The organism is Litoribrevibacter albus, from assembly GCF_030159995.1.
Lineage (GTDB): Bacteria > Pseudomonadota > Gammaproteobacteria > Pseudomonadales > Litoribrevibacteraceae > Litoribrevibacter > Litoribrevibacter albus.
In genome coordinates, this window is sequence record NZ_BSNM01000003.1 from 50112 (window position 1) to 74794 (window position 24683).

A 24683-nucleotide genomic window follows, 5' to 3' on the forward strand; every position below is an offset into this window, starting at 1 on the left:
ATTTCGAAAAGAGGCAATCAGGTATGTCGCTCAAGAAGGTTCTAGCTGCAGGTTTTGCTGCAAGTTTAATGATGGGTACTGCGCAAGCAGCAGAGAAAAAATCATTCTGTGTATTCGATCCCGTTGGTTCTAACGGTCCGCTGTTCAATTTGATGAAAGAGTCGAAGACGTTCGCACTGAAAGTGGGTGTGGATTTGGAACTTCGTGCTTACACAGATGAAAAAATTGCGGCAGAAGAGTTTAAAGCTGGTCAATGTGACAGCGTTCTTTTGACCGGAACTCGCGCTCGTGAATTTAATAAATTCACTGGCTCTTTGGAAGCAATGGGTGCGATCACTTCTAATGAAGAGCTACGCTTGATTCTTCAAACTTTGCATTCTCCTAAAGGTGCGAAGTTCATGAAAGAAGGTAATTACGAAGTTGCTGGTGTTCTACCGGCGGGTGCGATCTACCTATACATGCGTGATAAGTCTGTAAAAGACGTTGCGGATCTTCAAGGTAAGAAGTTTGCAACTCAAGACTACGACCCAGCTGCTTTGACGATGGTGCGTCATGTAGGTGGTTCTGTTGTTCCTGCAACTGTGTCTACCTTTGCTGGTAAGTTCAATAATGGCAGTGTGGATATCGCATATGCTCCAGCAGTGGCTTATACGCCTCTTGAGCTATACAAAGGTCTTGGTACGGAAGGCGGTGTCTTTAACTACAAGATTGCACAAATGAACTTCCAGATCTTAATTCACACCGACAAAATGCCAGAAGGTTTTGGCCAAGCGTCTCGTGATTTCTCGATGACTCGTTTCGATCAAGCTTTTGACATTATTAAGACGGCTGAAGCAGAAATTAAACCTTCTTACTGGGTTGAGCCTATTTCCAAGGATCACACCACTGGTTACGACAACATGCTTCGTGATGTTCGTATCAAGCTACGTGACGAAGGTGTTTACCACCCTAAAGCACTTAAATTGATGTTCAAAGTTCGTTGTAAGTCGGATGCCTCTCGTCCTGAGTGTGCTGAGCGTCTTGAATAAGTGGATCTAAAAAGCACCTGATTTTTAGTGTGTTCTAGGTAGTTTATGTAGTAGGCCCGGTGATGGACCCCGGGCTTTATAATAAAAAGAGGGTTCGTTCATGTCTTCTGGTGGATTTGCCAATCGTACTTGGCAGGAATGGTTATCATCACTTCCCGCCTTCTTCCTCCTTCTCGGTGTTATTGCGTATACCACAAGTGCGGATATTCATGCTCAATTACTTAAATTGGGTCAAAGCACTTGGGATAGCTATTTTGATTTAAGAAATGACCCTCAGGCTCCAACCTGTGATCCATCCATCAATATTGATGCCGAGTTGGCTCGTTTGGTTGCTACGCACAAAGCGGAAGCCGTAGAGGATGAGTTTGGACTTTTTGATGATGAGCCTTTAGACACTGAGTCTATGAGAGAGTCACTCGAAAACTCTAAATCTTTGTGTCAGGAGAAGTTCGAGTCTTTTGAAAGTATTCAAGGTCAGATGACAACAGGCGTTATCATCTACCGAACGGTAGAGCGCTTTGTTGCGGATGTCGTTGCATTCGGTTTGAGTGCTCAGAAGTTTATTCTGGCGTTTTTGGTATTGATTTGTGCAGCTACGGCTACTTTATCAAGACACCAAATCGCGATGCGTCCAATGGAATCGGCGTTAGATCATCGTTGGTCCTCGCTGTTGCAATTTATTGCGAACAGTATGCTGTTTTATTCTTCCATTGAATTCTGGGCGCTTTCTTATGTTGGTAAAGAAAGCATTGATGCCGCGCGAGAAGGTATCCATGCGTCCTGGGTGATTGGCTTCGGATTGCTGGCTATTTGCAGTCTGTATCAGCTGGTTAATATTCCGAAAGATGCGAAGAAAGGCGGTAGTTTCGGACACGCGATGTTGTCGGTGCCGCTTTATACGCAAATGTGTCTAATTTCAGGTACTTACTTCATGCTTCAAGGCCATACCGCTGGTATCGGTGTGTATCTTGATAAAATGATGGACTTCTCCGACATGTTCCTGAATCTTGGTCTGTACGTTTGGACCGGGATGATGCTAAAAGAGACTCGTCTGGCGTCTCTGGTATTCAATACTTTCAGACCGTTCAGAATGCCAACCGAATTACTAGCCTTTGTTGCTGTGGTTGTTGCGGCAGTACCGACAGCTTATACCGGTGCGTCAGGTATTTTCGTGATCGCGGTAGGTGCGGTGATTTATCAGGAGCTTCGTCGTGCCGGTGCACGTCGTCAGTTAGCATTAGCTACAACGGCTATGTCAGGCAGTATGGGGGTTGTATTACGTCCTTGTCTGTTGGTTGTGATCATTGCTTATCTGAACCGTGACGTGACGACCGATGAGTTGTTCTACTGGGGTAATCGAGTCTTCTTCTTAACAGCTTTCCTTTTCTTAGCGTTTGTTTGGTTGACGCGTGATAAAGAAGTGAAAAATAACCCTGCACCTCTTTCTCAGGCAATTCCTGAAGCATTGAAGCTAATGCTTCCGATTCTTCCTTATGTGGTCATCGTTGCCGGCGTAGTGATTTTCTATCATGTGGTGTTGGATACCGCTCTGAATGAGTTTTCTGCGCCTCGAATCTTACCTGTCATGATGCTTGGTTTCTTAGTGTATGAGCACTTTACTCGTAAGCGAGTATCTTCAGCTTCGGTTGCTATGGCAGGAGATTCTGATCATGTTGAGCCGGAATATCAGGGTATTGAGCGTGCAACGCGGACTTCAATCAACGAAACAACCGCACATATCGGTGCATTGTTATTGTTGATGGGCTTGTCTGTCAGTATCGGTGGTGTGATGGAGCGCTCTGGAGTTATGGAGTTGTTCCCAACGGTATTTGATAGTCAGTTTGCGGCAATGACTGCGCTGGTTGTTCTGCTGGTGTTTGTTGGAATGGTGATGGACCCATACGGTGCTGTAATTCTTGTGAATGCTACTGTTGCCGTCATTGCCTTTGACAGTGGTATTGAACCGTTGCACTTCTGGATGGTGTGTTTGGTGGCCTTTGAATTAGGTTATCTCAGCCCACCGGTTGCCTTGAACCACTTATTGACCCGACAAGTTGTGGGTGAGGATGAAGTGGATCAAGCTCGTAACGAAGGTACTACGTTCTGGAGACGACACGAGAAGATTCTGTTGCCGTTATTAACCATGGGCACAGCATTATTGCTTGTTGCTTACGTACCACTCTGGTATATGTCCAACTAAATGTTGGGTGTATAAGTACAGAAAGGGCTCTTGATGAGCCCTTTTTAATGTCTATTAGAAACGTAAAAACTCAGTTAATTTTTACTTTAGGTGTGATATCAAAAGAGGATTGTTTTAGATCTTTAGCTGCGGCAGTAAAAAGATCTTTGTATTCTTTTTCTACGTCTGTCATTTCTTTTTCGAATTGGAATTTTTCCTTTTTACTAAGGGCCTTCCAGTTATCATGAGTTGGTATGTGAGCTACTTTTTCATAGATAACATCAAATACTACAAACGGCTTTTTCTCTTCTTCAGGTAAAGGTAGGTTGTCCAGCAATACCTTGAGCCGGATTGAGGCTTCTATCATTTCCACTTGTTTATCTTCAAATGCAGATGTGATGACCCTTATGCTTTCAATGATCTTGTCATGCCTGGCATTTACGGTGTCGAGAATTTCTTGTTCTCGTTGTTTTACCTTTTGAGTTAATGACCAGGCCCAAAAGGCTAAGCCTGCAATGATACCCAGCGCAAGAATTAACAGAGTGATATGAAGCGTTGTCATGTGTTAAGAAACCTTTACTTTATAAATGACTTGATTAACCAGGTTGGCGGCTATGAAGGCGGTCAGGAAGGACCCTAGGGTAATGCCAATCAATAACCCTTTAAAATCGTTGATGTAACCACCGATGGCTGCAAATGGAATGGTGATGATTAATAAGCGAATGATGCTGACGATTAGTGCCTTCTTAGGTTCTGAGAGGGCGTTCAGCGATGACCCGGACAATATGATAATGCCCATTGCACCATGACCCAGTGGCATTATATAGATAACAAGCTGAATGAGATCGTGGACTTCAGCGGAATCACTAAAGAAACGAGCAATACTATCGGAGCAAAGAACGAGTACAAGATAAATAGCAAACTGCCATGCCAGAGAAAATTTTCGAGTAAGTTTGATGGCGCTGTGTACTCGATCAAACTGTTTGGCTCCGAAGTTCTGACTGATGAAAGGTGGTAATGTCATCGAGAGTGCAAGAATCATCAATATCGCTAATGATTCAATTCGAGTTCCAACACCAAAGGCTGCGACTGAAGCCTCACCATAGTTTGAGATAATAGAAATCAGTACGCTGCTGGTGATTGGCGTAAGCATGTTTGCGGCGGCGGCCGGAAGCCCGATATGTAAGATCTTTTTAGAATGTTGAATCAGTTGTTGGCGCGTTGGAAACGCTTCAAACCAGTCTTCACGAGCCTGGATGTAGATCAGACTTAAAACACAGCTGATCAACCAAGCGGTTAGGGAAGCAATTGCGGCACCTTTAAGTCCATACCCTTCAATTGGGCCGAGACCAAAAATGAATATTGGGTCTAGGATTGCGTTCAAAATAGAACTCAGCGCCATAATTGCCGCAGGAAACTTAGTGTTTCCTGCGGCTCTTTGAAGGCTATTCATCGTCATAATAAAGGCGTAGAAGGGGGCGGCTAGGTACCAAAAACTGATGTAGTCCATGATGAGTACAATCATGTTTTCATCAGCCCCTAAAAGGCTGAAAATTGGTCGGCTGAAAACATAACCTAACGCACTGGCGAATGAGAGAATAACCAGATTCAGCAAGAGCGCAGTCGGATGTATTCCTTGCTTATCGCAGCCTCTTCCAATGGTTTGGGCTACGTACGCAGAAACCCCAATTCCTAGTCCAATTGATAGGCTGATTAAGGTGAAGGTGATCGGAAAACTGAAACTCAATGCGGCAAGTTCTTTTACGCCTAATTGACCGACAAAGTAGGAATCCACCAGGTGGAAGAGCATCAGACTGATGAGTCCTAATGTCATTGGCAGTGTTTGTCGGGTCAATGTGGCGGCAATATTACCGTCCAATAAATTAGTAGATTTAGACATAAATAGTTTTTATGTAGAGTCCTAAATAAAGACGTTGATATTTTTGGCCGCTGATCAATAGGAAACGAACGTTAATAATTTGGCCTAAAACCAGGATTGACTATCCTACCATAAGTTAAAGTTTGAAAGATCTGTCGTTTAAGACGGATATAGGTTCCGAAATAGACATTTTCCTTTCGTGAAATTGTCAACATTTGGTGATTTATTGTTAGCTCTTGCATAGAATACCAACGTAAATTTTCATCTGTTAGTGATGTGACCAGTTATGGTTTTGGCCTTGGAGGGCTGTCGATGTTATTGAGTGGAATCAAAGGCGCTTGGAGAATCGCGCAAACGACTTCGGTGTTAGCCAAAAATGGATTCGATTGGCTCCGAGGTGATCGACCGCCGACGCCGAAGTTACTCCGGGAAACCTTTGAAGATTTAGGCGCTACCTACATTAAATTAGGTCAATTTATCGCCAGCTCCCCCACGCTTTTCCCTGAAGATTACGTTGAAGAATTTCAAGCGTGTCTCGACCAGACCGAACCCCTACCTTATTCCTACATTGAATCGGTATTACAGAAAGAACTTCGTCAGCCTCTGGATCAAGTATTTTCTGAGATAGATCCTAATGCTCTGGCATCTGCGTCGATTGCTCAGGTTCATGCGGCCAAGTTAGTAACGGGTGAAGATGTCGTAATTAAAGTCCAGAAGCCGGGAGTGGAGCATGTGATCCACACGGATCTGAACTTTATTCATCTTGCGATGAAGATCCTGGAGACGATTACTCCGCATCTGGAAATGGCCTCTCTCTCTGAAATTGTGGAAGAAATTCAGAAGTCCATGATGGATGAATGCGATTTCTTAAAAGAAGCGCAAAACATTGAATCCTTCCAACGCTTTTTAGATGAAACGCAAAACAATTTAGTGGTGGTGCCGAAGGTGTATCATCAGGCAACCAGTCGACGTGTATTGACCATGGAACGACTCTACGGCGTTTCCATGACCGATCTTGATGCGATCAAACGCTACAGTGAAAACCCTGAGTTGACGTTGCGTATTGCTATGAATACCTGGTTTGCCAGTTTGCATCAATGCGATATTTTCCACGCCGATGTTCATGCTGGTAACTTAATGGTGTTGAGAGATGGCCGGGTAGGCTTCATTGACTTTGGTATCGTAGGCCGATTAACGCCAGGGACTTGGGATGCATTGAATGATTTTGGCGAAGCATTGATCGCCGGTGACTATGAAACCATGGCCAATGCAATGGTGGTCGTTGGTATTACTAAGCAAAAGGTAGACACCGTTAAGTTAGCGAATGATCTGGAGAAATTCATCAAACGTGTGGATGGTCTTCAATCAGTAAGCTACCTCGACATTACAGAGACAGAGAACGATATCAACAAGCTGATGACCGACTTTGTTCGCATGGCGAAGCGCCATGGTATTCAGTTCCCTCGTCAGTTTGGCTTGTTGATCAAACAACTGCTTTATTTTGATCGTTATCGTCATGTGATGGCGATTGATTTGGTTGCTGAAGACTACATGTCATTCTTAAACTGATATGAAGCACTTTGGACGACAAGTCTTGAGAGGGATGTTTAAACTTTTTGTACTTCTATCTTTCGCACTGGCAGGAATCAGTCTGTATTCCTGCCAATCTTCACCCGTTATCGCCAAATCAGGCCTGCCTGCACATCATAACCCTGATGGTAGCTTCAAAAATCTCTATTTAGAGAACAGTAAGAAATCCATTCTGAAATTTCTATGGGCTAAGTACACCTCTGATTGGTCTGATTGGGAAGGCCATGAGGTAACCGTTACCCCAGTCCAACTGGATTTAAGGGATGTTCAGCAGTCATATTATGTGAAGCCCAGAATTAGCTGGATTGGTCATTCTACTGTCCTTATTCAATACAAAGATAAAACCGTACTCACTGACCCTATTTTCTTTGACCGAGCGTCCCCTGTCAGCTTTGCCGGGCCAAAACGGGCATTCAAACCCGCTATAGATTTGAAGGAATTACCCAAGGTCGATTATGTAGTGATCTCCCATAATCATTATGATCACTTGGATAAACCAACCGTGGAGGCCATAGGGGATAAAACCACCTGGCTTGTTCCTCTTGGTTTAAAAGCATGGTTCAACGAACAGGGTGTTACTCAAGTCCTTGAACTGGATTGGTGGCAGGCTCATCAATTTGACGACCTGACCTTACGCCTGACGCCAGCCCAACATTGGTCCAAACGAACACCGTGGGACACTAATGAGTCCTTGTGGGGATCGTGGCAAATCCAGATCGATGATTTTAATAGCTGGTTTGGTGGTGATACTGGCTACAACGACATCCAGTTTAAAGAAATTGGGGATAAGTTGGGGCCGTTCGATTTTGCCATGATACCGATCGGCGCGTATGAACCGCGTTGGTTCATGAAGAACATGCATGTGAACCCTGAAGAATCGGTAGAAATTCACAAAGACATTCGATCTGCTTATTCGATGGGGATTCATTGGAGTACCTTTCAGTTAACCGCAGAGCAGATAGACGCACCGAGAGAAGACTTAGCAAAGGCGCTGGCTGAACAAGAAAATCTGACCCCGTTTGATGCGGTTCCCATTGGTTCGAGTTTTGAAGTTAACCTTAATACCTTGTGATCTAATGAAAAAATAGCCTTTTCTCTTGACCTGAAAGGGCTGTTCCCCCATAATTCGCGACCGTTGTGGTGGCCTCCATTGGTCCCCTCGCAACAATAAGCCGTGAACCTGGTCAGGCCCGGAAGGGAGCAGCCACAGCGGCCGACTTGTGTGCCGAGGGTGTGCTGGTGGAGGTCGCCTCCATTCTTTTAAGCGTTTTGCTTTATCCTGTTTCAAATATTCTCCTTTTTACTTTTAAGATCGCTTGTTGGGTTATCCCCGATTAAGAACAAGTTAAATAATTTCATATTAAAACTATTCATAATCGGTAGTGGCCGAGGTCTAGTCGTACTTATAATCCAAAGAATTTCTGTATGTTTGCCTAAGCCCCGCAAAGCCCAAATCTCGTTAGATTCCTCCTTTTACTGAGGCTGCACTTCCCCAACTTCATTACGAAATGCGTTCATCTTGCCTTCTCATTATTCACCTATAATTTTAGTCATATTCGAAAACCGGGTGTTTCTCTATCCATCGAGGAACATTGATTTTTCGGTGCGTATCTTATTTCATTTGGTATGCGTATAAGAACTTGCTGAGGAGGTAATATGAAATCGACGAATAAGCACAGTTGGTCAAAACTGTTGATGATCTTTGTTTTTCTACATACGGTTTTTTTCACGGCTGTATCGAATGCAGGCATGGTCACAACGACTCAGGCGCTTGCCATTGAGCAGCAACAATATGATAAAGAATATCTCTTGAATGCGTTGAATGACGAAGCGGTGCAGACCAAGTTGATTGCTCTGGGCGTTGATACCGACTTGGTATCAGAACGGGTGAAGCATATGACGCCCAGTGAGATTGCCTACTTAAATGAAAACATTGATAACATGGAGGCAGGTCAGGGCGTGGTAGGAATTCTGCTACTGATATTCCTTGTGTTTATTGTGACTGACATGTTGTGTGCAACGAACATCTTCTCTTTCGTAAAATGCATTAATAAGTAGTCTAATCATTAATGAAGTACTGGTGGAAAGCCGTTGGTTATTGCGTGTTACTCCTGTTGGTTGGTTGCATGCATACGCCAACGGTTGAGCTTGGTCAGTTTTCCAGAGAATCAGTTGAATTAACTGATGTTCCATTCTTTGCTCAGAGACGTAATCAATGTGGAGCCGCAGCTCTCGCCACGCTATTGGTTCATAAAGGTGTTAAAACCTCTGCCGTTGAGTTGGAGCCTTTTGTCTATCTTCCTGGCCGAGAGGGGGCGCTTAACTTGGAACTAATCGGACAAGTGAGGCGTCATGGCCTTTTGGCAATACCAGTCAATACTATTGATGGGTTGTTGAAAGAAGTCTCGAGTGGTAACCCGGTTCTTGTTATGCAGAATCTGGGCTTAGACTGGCTGCCTCAATGGCACTTCGCAGTGGTGATCGGGTTTAATCCTGAAAACCAGCAATTGATCTTACGATCAGCGAATAATCCTAGACGTACAGTTCATGTGGATGCCTTTATCAAAACCTGGGGACGAGCCGATTTTTGGGGCATCATTGCTTCGTATCCAGACCATGTTACGGTGAGTGTGACATCTGGTTCTTTTATCAAGGAAGCCGTTGCAATGGAATATGTCGGGCAGGTGGAAGTGGCCAGGAAAGCCTATATGGCCGCCTATAATCACTGGCCTTCTGACGATACCTATCTAGCCCAACTGGGGTTGGCAAATATCGCGTATGCCAGAAATGAGAAGGACGAAGCAAAGAAATGGTTTATTGAAGCGCTTCAGCATCATCCAGAAAAAGCCTTGTTATGGAATAACTTGGCATTTTTGATGATGGATTTTGGCTGTTATCCACAAGCAAAAGAAGTGATGAGCTGCGCTCTGAATCTCTTTCCGAATCATCCTGCATTGGTGGCTTCTCAGCAGGAGATTAACGAGGCTGTTAAAGCTAAACAGATCACTGGGGCTCAGCGCGGTGACGGTGATCGGTGTCATGTCCCTGCGTGTCCGTAGTTATCTTTGGTGTTCTGTTTTTTCTCCCTATTGTTATCACTTTATGCACAGATTTTTATTTCTTATAAGTGCAAATTACTAAGCGAAGAGGCAATTTAATGGCTGGTCCCAATGTGACATTAAGGGTGTCGGGTAACTTAAGAGAGCATCTTGAAGCCTGCACAGGCTCAAATGGCGACTATGAAACACCGAGTGAATATTTTACGGGATCTTATTCGTCGGGATATGGAACAGAAAGAGTCTGAAAAGTGGGAGCGTGTTCGGTCTTCTTTGGCTGAAGGGTTCAGTTTTAGTAATGATAAATATCAGCCTATAGACCGGGATGCATTCAAGAAGCGGAATCGTGCTCGACGAGGCATTGATTGATAACGGATGCAATTCGATTCTCGCCATTGGCTCTTGCTCAGTTGGATATGATTTGGGATTACGGTTATAAGCGTCTCGGGATTGAACAAGCTGATGTCTATATTGATGGGCTATTTGATGCGTTGGAAGAATTACAGGCCGATTGGGTTTTTCAAGGTGTTATTCCAAGGCTGGTGCCTCCAGATTTAATTTCAGACATAACGACCGAATTCATTTATTTTATTCGTTATGAGCATGAAGTTTTGTAGCTGAAACACCTGGAGAAAAATCGGTTGGGTGTGGTGTGTATTCTGGGCGACAGGATGGGTGCGCCTAACCGACTCTTGGAAATGTTGGTGAGGCCTGAGTCAATAGTGTAGGTATGTCTGTTTTGTAGTGCTAGGCATCCTATACAGAAAAAAGCCCTGCGAGGCAGGGCTTGTAACTAACACGTTGTTCGTAGCTAGTGCATTAAAAGGGGATCAGTAGGATATCAAGAGAACGTCAAAAGAGCTGGATCAAGCCCGCGAAGATCGTTCCGCCTACGATGGCAATCGACACTACTAATCGGGCAGTTGTTGGAAACACGCCCTGCGCTAGTTGGAATCGATTCCAAAGATCCAGTTTTTTCTGTAGAACGTGTTCGTTACCCGGCAGTAGTACTGGGTAGTTGTCAGGGCAGAAGCCTGGTGCTGGGGCTTCCTCCCATCCCTCTGGATTTCGTTCGTTTCTTAGTTTCTCTTCGATAAGAATAAGATCTTCTTGCAAGATATTGCTGATGGCGCCAAGCAACCCAGCCATGCCAGACATGATTTGAGATGCGGCTTGGCACCATTCTGGCCAGTTCTTTTTGTCTGCTGTTGGCAGTTCAAAAGTAGGGATTTGTTCATTCCAGTTGGTGATCCCTAATTTCTCAAGTACGCTTTCCGGCAAACTCAAGTTCAGGGTTACGTTCGAAACGGTTTTCATTTTTTCAAGGGTGTCATTACAAACTCGAATGATGCGTTTCTTTTCAAAGTGGCCTATCTGGCCGTCGGCGGTAATGACTTGCCAGGTGTTGATCAATAAGGCGTGTTCATTCTCAACGATGGCGTGTAGATGTTCACTGCAATGAAGCAGTTGGATGAGTGCGGTTAAGTATTCATTCCAGCCTTTACCAAGCTGTTCAGTCAGACTCAGATGCACGGCTCGGCAGTTTGCGTCGTGTTGCATTAACGACTCAGACAGTAAGCGTTGTTCATCTGCGATTTCCCGAATGGCGTCGGGTATCTCTTCTTTATTTATCTCTTCACCTCGGTGGCGGATAACCCCGCCGGAGGGTTTGAGTTCTCCCGACGCTAATGCTTCTAAGGTGTACTTTTCAACATCAAGGTTTCGGGATTTTTCGAGATCCTCGGCAATGCTGGCGGGATAGAGTCCGGCAATGGCGTTTTCAAAATTGGCATCAACATTGGCTTTAGCCAGCATGTCTTTCACGCTAGGGAAATCCCGAACCGGGCTGCGGTTCAGGTAGGCTCCACGGTATTCGGGAGCATAGGAAGGTCGGTCAAAGCGTTTGATGACGGCTTCTAAAGGTTGTCCCACTTCCAGTTCGTCGAGTTTTTCTGAGTTGTAAAAGCTGATGCTGATTTGACGTCGTAATTCACGTTCATCCGCGAAAATACCCCACGCTTTGCGCTCATCAATGTCAGCCGGAATATATTGAGCTTTTGCATTTTCTTCCCGGTCGCTGTTTGCCGGGTGGGTTGACCACATTTGAGGTGGGCGAGCGGTTTCTTCTGCGAAAATTCGGTGCTTGGCGTGCTCGATGTCGTCTGGTTTAGGTGGAACTGCACCATAGAACTGGTCATCCAGTACGCGCTGCATCTGGCTAATGGTAGCTTCCTGCGCCTGAAAAATATCGTCCAGAATTTTACCGTTTTCCGCTTCCTGACCTGCAACGTCCAGAGCGGTTTGCCATGCGTGATCTGCTGCCTGTAGTTTGTAAAGCGCATTGACCAGGGCATCGCTGCCGGTCACTGAAACGGCTACTAAATCTGCATTAAATTCCATTTCCCGGCTTAGTGCTCGTTCGGCAATGATCACTAAACTGAACAAGGTGTCCATCATCGAACGCATTGACCAGATCACCAGTGAGAGTAACCAGCCCAACCAGGCAATTCTCAGGTCAATGCGTGAAATGAATCGAACGACCGAGTCTAACCAGTCTCGGGTTGCAACCATGTGAGCAATGATTTGTTGTGCTACATAAACCCAGCGTCCGACAACCATCGACCCCTGAGCGAAATGACCAAACTCATGGGCTAAAACCGCTTTGAGTTCACCAAGGTTGAGAACATTTACCAGTCCCAGTCCGATTATCAAATTCTTCTTAGAAGGGAAGATCAGGTTTAAGAGTGATAAATCATAAAAAACGGCGGCATTTACTTCCGGGGTAATGAAGACTCGGTGAGGGCGAGGTGCGCCAATTTCATCTGAAAGATTATGAAGAAATTCAAACAGTCTGGGTTCTTGCTCCGCTGTTACTTCAATACCACCAGGGTTTCCGGCTTTTCGGACGGCAAACAGCGATTTTGCCATGAAGAGAGTCAGCAGAAAGGAGCAGCTTGTTGCGATGATGTTGAACAGGTTGCCGCTGTCTCCGTGTAAAAACCGATCCACCCCTTGATAGGTAATAAAGCCAAAGCAGCCCATGAGCGCTAGATAGAAGACCATGAAAAAGATCAGTCCAGACATCGCAAGTACAGCTTGGCGTTTATAATTGCTATTGGCTTGCGTGAGTGAGTCGGGAACGTTTTGGGGACTAATAGGGTAGTGATCGGACTTTTGCATACTAAACCTTCCTTGGGTAAATGCTGACTAATGTGTCTAAATCAATAAACATTTAAGTACTAACCGGTAGGTAATATCAAGTTTATGGCGTCCAAACTTAGAGGCTAACTCTGTCTCGGGAATGCGCTGACCTGTATCGGACATACCTGACTCTTGGGTTTTATATCTAGGTATTTTGAGTTTTGGGGTTGTGATCATGGGTGAATTGGGGGTGTGTGGTGTTGTTAGGCAGCTATTGATCAAGTCATTCTTGGCTGCTGATAAATATGTCTGTCCTTTTTTAGTAGATGAATAATCTGTTACATGTGATGTTTATCGGAAATTACATGTAATTAATTTTATTACATGTGAAATATATTGACAGGTTTACATGTAATAACTAAAGTGAGCTTTATGAACAAGAAATCATCAGCACATTATCAGCGAGAATTCAGGCGACGCTTGCGTGAGCAGGGGTTAGTAAAAAAGGAAGTTTGGATTCGACCAGAGCACGCGAAGCGTTTGTCTGTGATAGAAAAGCAGTTGCGTAAATCGAGTGTGTCAACGTGGGTTAATACAGGAGATGTAGTAATGGGTAATGCAAATGAGTCCATGACTGTTTGGACAACAGGATCTCTCTACGAAGCATTGCTAAATAAACCTTTGTTTAGTGAGGGTTTGGCAAGTGTAGAGCTGATTGATGGTGTTGAGCCGTCTTTGCTGGTAGTGATGAAAGAATACGGTGATTTGCCGGTGTTTGTAACAGTGGCAGGTGAGCAAATTATCGCGGAGTCTGTACTTTGGTCGAAAGACGAGGTGACAGATGTGGCAGGTTTTAATGATGCAGTGTTAAGGACGCATAAGTATTTTCCTCTTTCGACAATTAGTTTGGATGCAATGCCTGATGGGCAGGACTATTACCATATGTTTGGTGCATTAAGTGCAACGTCGTTACTGGATAATATTGTTTTTGAAATTGAGGTTTTAGCGACCAATGTGATTCAAGCCACCGAAGCTTACGGAGAATTTTTAGCTTCTCCTGTGGACTCGTAGTCATTATTAACACTTTAGTCAGAAAAAGGGGTAGATCATTATGAATATCTGGGCAAAAATGATGACCGCACTTCGAGGTGGGGTAAATGAGGCTGGTGAAGCGATTGTTGATAGCCAGGCGTTACGTATCTTGGATCAGGAAGTAAGAGACGCTTCTGAAGAGTTAAGAAAGTCCAAAGAAGGTTTGGTGGCTATTCTGGCTCAGCAAAAGTTGGCGGAAGAGAAAGTAGCCAAACTGAAAGACGGTGTCGCTGAATACGAAGGCTATGCTGTTAAAGCGCTTGAAAAAGGCGATGAGGCTTTGGCAAGGGAAGTGGCTGAAAAAATTGCTGATCTTGAGAATCAGCTTGCTACAGAACAGGATGCTGCAACAGGTTATGCTCAAAGCGTTGAGAAGCTTAAGTCTGCTGTGAAGTTGGCGGAAGCAAATATCAAACGCTTGAAGCAGCAAGTGGATACGGTAAAAGCGACTGAGAGTGTCCAGCGTGCACAAAAAGCGGTAGCTGAGCGCTACACCGGTTCAAACTCCAAGTTAAGAACAGCAATGGATTCGTTAGAACGAATTAAAGAAAAACAAGCGCTTGAAGCTGCCAAGATGGAAGCTGCAAGTGAAGTGGCGGTAGATACATCCAGCCAAAGCCTGCAAGATAAGTTAGAGCAGGCAGGTATCGCGCCGGGTGCTCAGAAAGCAGATGATATTCTTGAGCGCCTTAAGAAAAAATCTTAGTGAAGGGAGTTTCCCTTCACTTACTCCTCAACTATGAACCTAAGGAAAGGGATCTATGAAAGAAAATCGTGACTATCTGGAAATGTCTTTCCAGTCTATCAATTGCTTCGCTGATGACGGAAAGTTGGATGCGGGCGAGTTGATGAAAATCTTTGAAATTGCAAAGCGCGATGGCGTAGTTGACGAAAATGAACGTCGTGTCCTTCGCAACATTATTTCACGTATCACACCGGAAGAGTTAGACGCGCCAATGAAAGAGGCGTTGAAAACCATTCAGCAAGAGATTTCTGGTTGATGGCCAGAAATCAGCAGGGTTTTCTATCCTGTTTTATCAATGCACATGCTTTAGAAAAATAAAAGGAGGTAGAAATGTTTGCTATTTTACTTAGCGATAAGATGGACCCTTTCTATCAGAATATTGCGTCCTTCCCAACCGCATTTTTTACCTTCTTTTTGGCTGTCTGTCTGCTTTACTGGGTAGTTGCTGTATTGGGGTTTGTGGATTTAGATATATTAGATTTTGATATTCCGGATGCGGATGGTGAGTTAGGTGCTAATAAAACGGATTTAAGTACGCCGGAGGTTTTGGCAGGCTTAATGATGAAACTTGGGCTTAATGGTGTTCCAACCACTATCGTTGTGTCTTTCATTTCCTTATTTGGATGGTTGATTTGTTACTTTGCTGTGCATTTCTTGTTTGGGTTAGTTCCTGACGGTGTAATACGTTATTTAGTTGGGCTTCCTGTATTGATTGGCAGTTTATATATTGCCGCATTGATTACTGCTCAAGTTATTAAACCGTTACGTCCCTTATTCAAGAGTGCAACTCAGCACACCATTAAACATGTGTTGGGTCAAACTGCCGTCGTTCGTACAAGTCGAGTGGATTCCTCATTTGGTGAGGTCTATTTGGATGATGGCGGTGCAGGTCTGATTTTCAAAGCAAGAACCACTGATAATCAAGTATTTAACAAAGGAGATAGGGTTGTATTGTTCGAATATTTGAAGGAAGAACATGCGTATCGTGTGATTTCAGAGCAGGAGTTTTTGAATTAACTCAAGCACTCAAATTAACTTAATATTTGAATTTACAGATGTAAGTGTAGGGTTAGTCACGGTTCTATGATTAATCCTAACTAAATGATTTTTTATGGAATTCAATTCCAAATATTAACAAATGGAGTAATTGTTATGGCGGATTTATCTTTACTTATGCCGATTGCTACCGGTATTGGTATTTTCTTCATCTTCATTATGGGGCTTGCGGCTCTATTTAAAGCCTTCTATGTCAAAGTCGCTCAAGGCACGGCTTTGATTGTGAATGACATGTCTTCTCAACCAAAAGTGCATTTTACGGGTGCTTTGGTTTATCCGATTATCTATAAAAAGGAATTAATGAAAATTTCATTGATTACTTTGGAAGTAGATCGTCGAGGGAATGATGGTTTGATCTGTGCGGATAACATGCGTGCCGATATCACTGTTGCCTTCTACCTTCGAGTGAATGAAACCCAGGAAGACGTGTTGCGCGTTGCAAAGTCGATCGGTGCTGATCGTGCCTCTGATCGTGATGCTGTTTACGATCTGTTTGCGGCTAAGTTCTCTGAAGCACTAAAAACGGTTGGTAAGCAGATTGATTTCGTTCAGTTGTTTGAAAACCGCTTGGAATTCCGTGAAAAAATAGTTCAAGTAATTGGTGATGATCTGAATGGATACGTACTGGAAGACGTTGCCATTGATTACTTGGAGCAAACGCCTAAGCGTTCTCTTGATCCAAACAATATTCTGGATGCCGAAGGTATCAAGAAGATTACTCAATTGACGGCGACTCAAAACGTTATTACCAATGAGCTAGAGCAAAACGAATCTTTGGCAATTAAGAAGAAGAACGTTGAAACCCGTGAAGCGATGTTGGAACTGGAACGTCAGCAAGCGGATGCCGAAGCCAAACAAGAGCGTGAAATTGCGACCATCCGTGCACGTGAAGAAGCTGAAACCTTGAAGGTTCAGGAAGAAGAGCGTCAAAAGGCGGAAGAAACCAAGATTCGCGTGGATCAAGAACTGGCTGTTCAAACCGAGAATCAGAAGCGTGAAATTGAAGTGGCGGAACAAAACCGTCAGCGTGCTGTGGTGATCGAAATTGAAAAAGTAACGCGTGCGAAAGATCTGGAAATCGTATCTCGCGAACGTGAAGTCGAACTTCAGCGTATTGAAGCCGAGAAAGCGGTTGAAGTTGAAAGAAAAGAAATTGCGAATGTGATTCGCGAACGTGTTGCTGTAGATAAGACCGTTGCTATTGAAGAAGAGCGTATTAAAGAAGTACGTGAAGTTTCGGAAGCGGATCGTATGAAGCAGGTTCAGGTATTGAATGCTGAAGCGAATGCTGAAGAAGAGAAAGTGAAACAAGTTAAAGCGGCCGAAGCAGAAGAACAAGCTGCCAAGTTTAAAGCCGTTGAAGTGACCACTATGGCACAGGCGAATCTTGAAGCAGCAGCAAAAGAAGCGGATGCCAAGAAGAAAATGGCTGAAGGTATTCAGGCTGAACAAGCTGCAAGCGGCCTAGCAGAAGCGAAAGTACAAGAAGCGAAAGCGGATGCACTTGAGAAAGAAGGTTTGGCACAAGCGAATGTTGTGGCAGCTCAGGGTGAATCTGAAGCGAAAGCGATTCGTGAGAAAGGCTTGGCGGATGCCCAAGTGATTGCAGCCAGAGGTGAATCGGATGCGAAAGCATTGCGTGAAACCGGTTTGGCAGATGCTGAAGTTATCAGTGCGAAAGGCGATGCTGAAGCGAAAGCACGTAAAGAAGTTGGTCTGGCGGAAGCTGCCGTTACTCGCGAGCACTTCAAAGCGGAAGCAGAAGGTCTGGTAGACAAGTTTGAAGCTATGGGTCAAATGAGTGATCAGGCTCGTGAGCACGAAGAATTCCGTATGAGTTTGGAAACGGCCTTCAAAGAAGCCATGGCGTCTATTGAAGCTGGTAAATCCATTGCGAAAGAAAACGCAGAAGTTCTATCTACTGCGCTGCAGAAAGCTAAGATTGACATCGTGGGCGGTGAAGAGCACTTCTTCGATACCTTCGCGAAGTCATTGTCACTGGGTAAAGCCGTTGATGGCTTGGCCTCTAAGAGCAGCACTGTAGGTGCCTTGTTAGCGAAAGTGCTAGACACTCAAGGTAAGGGTGCGGACAGTAAACCAAGCAGTGACGTGTCTCACTAACACTCACTAGAACGTATCGACCATAGTTTTATCTATGGTCGATGCTATGGTCGATACGGCTTGCTTTTTCCGACCTATCCAAACCTCTTCTTATTTCTGTACTGAGTGAAAGGATCAAACGATGGTGCAGCAAGATCAGTCCACTTCATCGGACAACTCACAAGTTAAGTCACAGAACAATTCAGCTGCAGGCAGTGGCCATGTAGAAGCCGCCGTTGCTCAAGGTGGTGCCTATGAAGTTATTCGGAAACGACTGACGGATCAGGGCAAGACTCTCTATCAGCAGACTCATGCATTAAACGAAGCCAGATTGTCTGAATTTGGTAGCTCAGATATGAGCGTCGTGTCTCGTGTCAGAATTCGCACCGAAAATAACAGCGTTGCCCGAGACATGGTACAAGTGGGCGACTACTTGTTGTTTGGCTACAACGTTTTTCTGGGCTTGAAGAAAGAAACAAAGATCGAAGATGTATTCTCTCTGTTCCGACTGAAAGAAGACGGAGATAACTACGATCTGGAGCCCGCAGATCTGAGTTCCAGTTTTTTAGCTCAGTCCTCATTTGTGAGTGACTTTGATGAGCTATATCGCTATTACAAACATACCAAACTCGTTCAGTTAACCGTCAAGCAAGGGAAGTTGCTGGCAGGGTTCCAAATTGGTGAACGACTGGAAGACATTCGGGTATTCCGCTGGTCTGTATCCGCTGATGGAAAAGACATCAAGTACATAGACAATCGCGGTGAACGGGATATCCAGCTACCACCTTCCTATGATTTTGAATGGGTAGCCACCTCGCGTGAAGATGTGGTGCATGGCCGTCACGCGCACATCAATATTCTTGATAAGGTGTTTGTGGAAACCATTGGTGGTGACCTGACCATCAAAGTAGAAAACAACACTGAAGATGGGCTCGGTATTTACCGTGAGCCTGTGGATGATCAGACCCAATCGCTGGACGATGCGGACATTCAGTACGCACAGCTGGGCGAATTAATTCTGTTAAAGATCTTACCGTATCGTGAGACCAATTGGCGCTATTTGATCTTTAATGGTTTGACCGAAGAAGTGCTAAGAATCGATGCCATTGGTCAGTCGTGTGTTCAGTTGCCTGAAGATCACGGGGTGATTTTCCCTGGTGGTTATTATTTACAGACGGGCGAATACAAGACGTTTGATCTGGAGCTGATTGATCCAGAAACTCAACCGTTAAAGTTTAAACGGGCGATTCGTTCACCCAATGGTGAAGATGTCCTGTATGTATTTTATGAGCAAGACAGTGGCACCTTTGGCCTGTTTGCTTACAACCTGATCAGCAAAGAACTTCAGAATCCGATTTATGGGCACGGCTATGCCTTGTTTGATGATGGCAAGTTAGTGATCTTTTCTGCCGAGCAGGAGCCGACCCGAGTTCACCCGATGCAAATTTGGCAGACGCCGTTTGTGAGTCAGGAGTTTGCGAGTCAGGCGGAGGTTAGCCAAACCTTCTTTGGTCGCATTGGTAATGCTGCGCTGGTGCGTGGTGTGTCTGATCTTTATAGCATTTGCCGTTTAATTGATAACCAAATGGTTTCTGTTCGGATGTATGAAGAGCTGAGCAAAACGGCCAGCAAGGTGTTCGACAGTCATTATTGGATTGAAAACTACAAGCCAGAGGGCCAGGATTCCTCGCCGTTAGCCGAACTTCTGAGAGAAGTGACCAAAACCTCCGAATTGGTCATCGATGAATTTGAGAAAGTTGAGAGCATTCGTCGTCAATCTGAACAGTCGATGAAAGATGCTGAAGCAGGGCAGACCGAGATTCTTCAATCGCTTCGACCTGAAAACTGGGAAACCGCCGAACATTATGTGGAAGCCCTGGATCGCTTGCGTCGTCAACGCGGACACCTGGCAACCATCAAAGAATATCGTTACATAGATCTTGATCGAATTGCAGCATTGGACGAGCAATTGGTCGAAGCTCAGGAGCGCGTCAGTGAAGAGACTGTAACCTTCCTGTCCGACGAAGACTCTCTGGTTCCGTATCTCGAAAAAATTGATGAAATCAATAAAGAGGTGGAGCAGGCCGAGACCAATGCGACGTTGGAACCTCTGATTGAAACTATTGAATCAACCGCCTCCGGTTTGGACTTGTTGTCGGAATTGATGGCGACGTTGAAGGTTCAGGATACGACAGTTCGTACCCGAATCGTTGATTCGATTTCGGAAGTGTATTCCAAGCTAAACCAAAGCAAAGCGACGGCTCGTCATAAGCAGAAAAACTTGGGATCTGAAGAAGCGATCGCCCAGTTTGGTGCTCAGTTTAAGCTGTTCTCGCAAAGTATCTCGAATGCACTCAGTATGGCAACCACGCCAGAAAAGTGTGAAGAGCAGCTGTCTCGTTTATTGGTGCAATTGGAAGAACTTGAAAGCCAATTCAGTGAATTTGATCAATTCCTCTCCGACATTATGGCGAAGCGAGAGGAAGTTTATGAGTCGTTTGAATCTCACAAACAGCAATTGCTCGATGAACGTCAGCGTAAGGCACAAAGCGTTGCGGATGCGGCGGCTCGTATTTTAGGCAGCATCGAACGCCGTTCTTTCAAATTTACCGAAGCTGATGAGCTGAATACCTACTTTGCCTCTGATGCCTTGGTACTGAAAATCCGTGAGATGGTAGCACGCTTGCGCGAGCTGGAAAGTGCGGTCAAAGCGGATGACATTGAATCCCGCTTTAAAGCCATTCAGGAACAAGCGTTACGCTCATTGCGTGATAAGACCGACATCTACGAAGATGGCGGTAATGTTATCAAGTTGGGGCCTCGTCATAAGTTCAGCGTAAATACCCAAGAGCTGGACTTAACCATCATCCCTCGTGATGGTGTGTTGAACAGCCATCTAACGGGCACCGATTTCTTCGAACCGATTGAGCGCCCTGAACTGCTTGCACTTAAATCTTACTGGGACATGACGTTAGAGTCTGAAACTTCCGATGTCTATCGTGCCGAGTACTTGGCTTACCTGATTTTAAATGCAGCACCAAAGGGAGAGGAAGTGACGCTTGAGGAGCTGAACGACGCCTTATTGGATGATCAGAAGTTACTCAAACTGGTGCGTGCTTTTGCAACGCCGCGCTATAAGGAAGGCTACGAAAAAGGCGTTCATGATCATGATGCCGCCCTTATTCTGAAGCAGCTGCTTCCAGCGCTCGAAAGTGCCGACCTTTTGAAGTTTGATCCTAAGTGTCGGGCGTTAGCGCAGATCTTCTGGGCCAATATTCAGCACCTGGAACGTAAAGCCGATGAAGCATTATTAGCGATTAAAGAAACCTCAAGTGGATGGCAGGAACGTGCCCAATCGGCCGCCACTATGGTGGAAATCTTTAACAACGATCAAGCCATTAAATTGCTGATTGAGGAAGTGAAAGCGTGTCTGGTCACTTTCTATAGCCAGTACCCGGTAGAGCACTCGGAGCGTGACCTTGAGCGTACGGCTGAATATTTGGTGGCTGAACTGAGCCGGGATCGTTTGGACTTCATTTCCAGCAAGTACGCTCAAAATCTGGTGGATGAACTCAAACGCAGTTTGGATGATGTTTCCTGGAAGCGTTATCAAGCGTCTCTACAAAAACTGAAAGGGCAAGTGGCTGCGAGATGGTCACTCAGTGAATCCTGGTTAACAGCGATGGTTGAAGGTAAGTCTTTAACACAGTTAGCTCGTTACATCCCGGAAGCTGTAGCACTGATTAACGCCGATGGCCGTATCGAACGTCGTCCGACCGAAGCCGATGTAGAGCTTAACATCACTGGGTTACTTGGGGATCACCCGAGAATTTCTCAGCAGACCTTGTCGCTAACCTTGGATGAATTCCTGCAACGTCTGGATGATCACAAATACCGAGTGGTCAAAGGCTATCAGGATTACTTGCAGCTCAGACAAGACATCATTGATGAAGAGCGAGAACTGCTCAGGCTGGAATCCTTCAAGCCAAAACCGCTCAGTTCTTTCGTTCGAAACCGTTTGATCAACGAATCCTATTTGCCGCTGATTGGTGACAACCTGGCCAAGCAAATGGGAACGGTGGGTGAGAACAAACGAACCGACCTGATGGGCTTGTTGATGATGATCTCGCCACCGGGTTACGGTAAGACCACCTTGATGGAATACGTTGCCAATCGCCTGGGGCTGATCTTTATGAAGATCAACTGTCCGTCGCTTGGTCACGATGTGTTGTCGCTTGATCCTTCACAGGCACCGAACGCGACGGCTCGTCAGGAACTGGAAAAACTCAATCTTGGTTTGGAAATGGGCAACAATGTGATGTTGTATCTGGATGATATTCAGCACACCGATCCCGAATTCCTTCAGAAGTTTATTTCCTTGTGTGATGGTACGCGTCGAATCGAAGGTGTATGGAAAGGTAAGCCAAAAACCTATGACATGCGCGGTAAGAAGTTCTGCGTGGTGATGGCGGGTAACCCGTACACGGAAACCGGTGAAGCCTTTAAAGTCCCAGACATGCTGGCCAACCGTGCCGATATTTATAACCTGGGTGATATTCTGGGCGGCATGGAAGAAGTGTTTGCCTTGAGTTACATCGAGAACAGTTTAACCTCGAATCCGGTGTTGGCACCGATGGCGACACGGGAAATGGACGATGTCTACAAACTGGTGAAGTTGGCGCAAGGTCAGAACATTGCTACTACCGATTTGAGCCACCAATACAGTGGTGCAGAAATCAGTGAGATCACAGGCGTGTTGAAGAAACTCTTCACCATTCAGGACGTGGTGTTGAAGATCAACCAGCAGTACATCGCTTCTGCCGCACAGGATGATACCTACCGAACCGAACCCTCGTTCAAGTTGCAGGGCAGTTACCGCAACATGAACAAGATGTCGGAAAAAGTCTCGTCTGTGATGAACGACGATGAGCTGATGCAAATGATCTCGGATCACTATCTCGGTGAGTCTCAATTGCTGACTTCCGGTGCCGAAGAGAACTTGCTAAAACTGGCGGAGTTACGCGGCAACATGACGGCGGAAGAAGCGGCACGTTGGCAACAAATTAAGAAGGACTTCCTTCGTAATAAAGCCATGGGCGGTGATGATTCGGATGTCGGCTCCAAGGTGGTAGCGCAACTGGTTGACTTGGCTGATGGCATCAAGCAATTAGGATTAGTGGCTGAAGCGGCAGCTAAACCAAATGCAGGAAGCACGGAGACTCCGGTTAAATTTGACCAGTTGGATGTCATTAATGAATCCTTGATTCGCATTGGTGACATGCTGGCTCAATCGGAAGCGTTGGCTGCGGATGCTTCAAATAGCGTGAGTGCATTGGATTTGTCGAAAGCGATTGAATTGCCGAAGCTGGAAGTCACGCATCAACCTGATCCTGATGTGAATAAAGTGCTAAGAGTCCTGGCCTTCACTTTGCGTAAGGGTATCTTCCCTCTGATTCGCGGTATGAATCAACGTATGGATCATGAACTGAAAACGCATGAAAAGATGGAAGCAATCCAAGCCCAATTACAGCAATTGGAATCGGAGTTTCCAACGGACGGGAAATCGTAAACCCAGCGTAAGTTGCGCTTGGGTTACGAGATGCCGAACATGAAGCAAAGCAGGCGTAGAGGTTTGTTTCATAAGATCGAAATCATCGCTTTGCTCTGCGGAGCGATGATTGCTGTTCATGTGTTCAATGGCCTAGCGAATGGTGCCTTGTTTCAGTTTGGCATATACCCCAGAGATACTGACCGATTATTCCATGTGGTGACCGCACCTTGGATTCATGGTTCTCTGGGCCATCTATTCAATAATTTGGCTGGCATGATCGTCTTTAGCTGGTTGTGCTTGATTCGATCCGTCCGGTTATATGTCTTCAGCAGTGTGGTGATCGTTCTCGTTTGTGGCTTACTCGTCTGGCTGTTCGGTCGAGAGGCCAATCACATCGGTGCCAGTGGCTGGATCTTTGGTTTATGGAGCTTGAGCATTGCGTTGGCGTGGTTTGATCGCCGATTAGTGAATATCCTCATCGCCGTATTGGTGATTCTGTTTTACGGCGGAATGGTGGTGGGTATCTTACCGCAAGACTCAGATGTTTCGTTTGAATCGCATTTGTTTGGTGCGCTAGCGGGAATCTTAGCGGCTTGGCTTTCCAATATTCCGGCCATTAAAAAACGGCTTCGAGAATAGAAAAACAAGAACGGAACGAGCAAGTAATAATAAAAAAGTGAAAGGGAAATAGCTATGAAATGTCCTGCGTGTCATGGTTCAGATTTAGAGCCAAAACAATTGGAAGAAGGGTTGGTTGCAGCGTCTTGCAGTGAATGTGATGGAGCGCTGTTGTCATTGATTAACTATCGCTATTGGGCTCAACATACCGATCTATCAAAAGAAGAGGGTGAGTTGGAATCTTTAGAGGCGTCGGAAAATCCCGAAGAAAAGGCTCAGGTGTGCCCAAAATGCGCTCGTTTGATGACTAAGTTCAAAATCGGGTTGATGACGGCCAATCAACTTGATTTATGCAGTCATTGTGATGAAGCCTGGTTAGATAAAGGTGAATGGCGATTACTCAAGCAGTTGGATCTGCATGGTCAACTACCGAAGATTTTCACCGAAGCCTGGCAGCGTGGCATTCGTAAAGAACGGATGTATAACGTCGTTAAACAACGATATGTAGATCTCATTGGTGAAGAAGATTTTGATCGTGTTGAGCAGTTTAAGCAGTGGTTGGATAAACACCCTCAACGTGACGACATCAAACAGTTTGTGATTACTTCCTACGAGTAATGTAAATGAATTCAACGCAGTAAGGAGACG

General features: G+C 45.2%; 19 protein-coding genes and 1 other RNA gene. 17 read left to right on the forward strand and 3 right to left on the reverse strand.

From position 1 onward, the window contains the following. The first annotated feature begins 23 nt into the window (after positions 1-23). Together QQL66_RS01960 and QQL66_RS01965 are read left to right on the forward strand one after the other, a co-directional pair. On the forward strand, positions 24-1028 hold the full coding sequence (locus QQL66_RS01960; protein ID WP_284378144.1) for a putative solute-binding protein: 1005 nt from the start codon (positions 24-26) through the stop codon (positions 1026-1028). Between the two features lie 100 nt (positions 1029-1128). Continuing rightward, positions 1129-3228 carry a TRAP transporter large permease subunit gene (locus QQL66_RS01965; protein ID WP_284378147.1) on the forward strand — a complete coding sequence of 700 codons (2100 nt, stop codon included), beginning with the start codon at positions 1129-1131 and terminating at the stop codon, positions 3226-3228. Between the two features lie 70 nt (positions 3229-3298). Here QQL66_RS01965 and QQL66_RS01970 read toward each other — a convergent pair whose 3' ends face one another. Next, complete coding sequence (locus QQL66_RS01970) at positions 3299-3769, reverse strand: DUF2489 domain-containing protein (RefSeq protein WP_284378149.1); 471 nt, start codon at positions 3767-3769, stop codon at positions 3299-3301. Between the two features lie 3 nt (positions 3770-3772). Next, positions 3773-5107 carry an MATE family efflux transporter gene (locus QQL66_RS01975; RefSeq protein WP_284378151.1) on the reverse strand — a complete coding sequence of 445 codons (1335 nt, stop codon included), beginning with the start codon at positions 5105-5107 and terminating at the stop codon, positions 3773-3775. Between the two features lie 291 nt (positions 5108-5398). Here QQL66_RS01975 and QQL66_RS01980 point away from each other — a divergent pair, with 291 nt between their 5' ends. From QQL66_RS01980 to QQL66_RS02010, 7 genes are all read left to right on the forward strand, one after another. Next, a complete protein-coding gene (locus QQL66_RS01980) occupies positions 5399-6655 on the forward strand; it encodes an ABC1 kinase family protein (RefSeq protein ID WP_284378154.1) in 1257 nt (418 codons plus the stop codon). Between the two features lie 34 nt (positions 6656-6689). Beyond that, positions 6690-7748, forward strand: coding sequence for an MBL fold metallo-hydrolase (locus QQL66_RS01985; RefSeq protein WP_284378157.1), 1059 nt, complete (start codon positions 6690-6692; stop codon positions 7746-7748). A 76-nt stretch (positions 7749-7824) separates the two neighbouring features. Beyond that, an RNA gene (ffs, locus tag QQL66_RS01990) (signal recognition particle sRNA small type) lies at positions 7825-7921 on the forward strand. 411 nt (positions 7922-8332) lie between these two features. Further along, on the forward strand, positions 8333-8734 hold the full coding sequence (locus QQL66_RS01995; RefSeq protein WP_284378159.1) for a PA2779 family protein: 402 nt from the start codon (positions 8333-8335) through the stop codon (positions 8732-8734). 11 nt (positions 8735-8745) lie between these two features. Further along, positions 8746-9735, forward strand: a complete 990-nt coding sequence (locus tag QQL66_RS02000; RefSeq protein ID WP_284378162.1) for a PA2778 family cysteine peptidase — start codon at positions 8746-8748, stop codon at positions 9733-9735. A 150-nt stretch (positions 9736-9885) separates the two neighbouring features. Continuing rightward, positions 9886-10101, forward strand: a complete 216-nt coding sequence (locus QQL66_RS02005; protein WP_284378164.1) for a hypothetical protein — start codon at positions 9886-9888, stop codon at positions 10099-10101. Continuing rightward, complete coding sequence (locus QQL66_RS02010; RefSeq protein ID WP_284378167.1) at positions 10098-10349, forward strand: type II toxin-antitoxin system RelE/ParE family toxin; 252 nt, start codon at positions 10098-10100, stop codon at positions 10347-10349. Before QQL66_RS02005 ends, QQL66_RS02010 begins: the two co-directional genes overlap by 4 nt. Positions 10350-10584: 235 nt before the next feature. Here QQL66_RS02010 and QQL66_RS02015 read toward each other — a convergent pair whose 3' ends face one another. Next, positions 10585-12912: a M48 family metallopeptidase gene (locus QQL66_RS02015; protein ID WP_284378169.1), complete on the reverse strand. Its 2328-nt coding sequence runs from the start codon at positions 12910-12912 to the stop codon at positions 10585-10587. Between the two features lie 393 nt (positions 12913-13305). On the opposite strand from QQL66_RS02015, the gene bacA reads away from it, so the two are divergent. The 8 genes from bacA (at position 13306) to QQL66_RS02055 (ending at position 24653) form a co-directional block, all read left to right on the forward strand. After that, positions 13306-13944 (forward strand): biofilm formation regulator BacA, encoded by a 639-nt coding sequence (gene bacA / locus QQL66_RS02020; protein WP_284378171.1) that lies wholly within the window; start codon positions 13306-13308, stop codon positions 13942-13944. Positions 13945-13984: 40 nt separating this feature from the next. Beyond that, the gene (locus tag QQL66_RS02025; protein WP_284378173.1) at positions 13985-14671 is read left to right on the forward strand and encodes a PspA/IM30 family protein; all 687 of its coding nucleotides are present in this window, start codon (positions 13985-13987) and stop codon (positions 14669-14671) included. Positions 14672-14726: 55 nt separating this feature from the next. After that, the gene (locus tag QQL66_RS02030) at positions 14727-14966 is read left to right on the forward strand and encodes a hypothetical protein (protein WP_284378174.1); all 240 of its coding nucleotides are present in this window, start codon (positions 14727-14729) and stop codon (positions 14964-14966) included. Positions 14967-15040: 74 nt separating this feature from the next. Continuing rightward, on the forward strand, positions 15041-15727 hold the full coding sequence (locus tag QQL66_RS02035; RefSeq protein ID WP_284378176.1) for a DUF1449 domain-containing protein: 687 nt from the start codon (positions 15041-15043) through the stop codon (positions 15725-15727). 135 nt (positions 15728-15862) lie between these two features. Then, positions 15863-17887: a flotillin family protein gene (locus QQL66_RS02040; RefSeq protein ID WP_284378177.1), complete on the forward strand. Its 2025-nt coding sequence runs from the start codon at positions 15863-15865 to the stop codon at positions 17885-17887. 121 nt (positions 17888-18008) lie between these two features. After that, entirely contained in the window at positions 18009-23435 is a 5427-nt protein-coding gene (locus QQL66_RS02045; RefSeq protein ID WP_284378180.1) for a DNA repair ATPase, read from the forward strand. A 39-nt stretch (positions 23436-23474) separates the two neighbouring features. Continuing rightward, complete coding sequence (locus tag QQL66_RS02050; protein ID WP_284378182.1) at positions 23475-24056, forward strand: rhomboid family intramembrane serine protease; 582 nt, start codon at positions 23475-23477, stop codon at positions 24054-24056. A gap of 54 nt (positions 24057-24110) precedes the next feature. Then, positions 24111-24653, forward strand: a complete 543-nt coding sequence (locus tag QQL66_RS02055; RefSeq protein WP_284378184.1) for a TFIIB-type zinc ribbon-containing protein — start codon at positions 24111-24113, stop codon at positions 24651-24653. Positions 24654-24683: the final 30 nt, after the last annotated feature.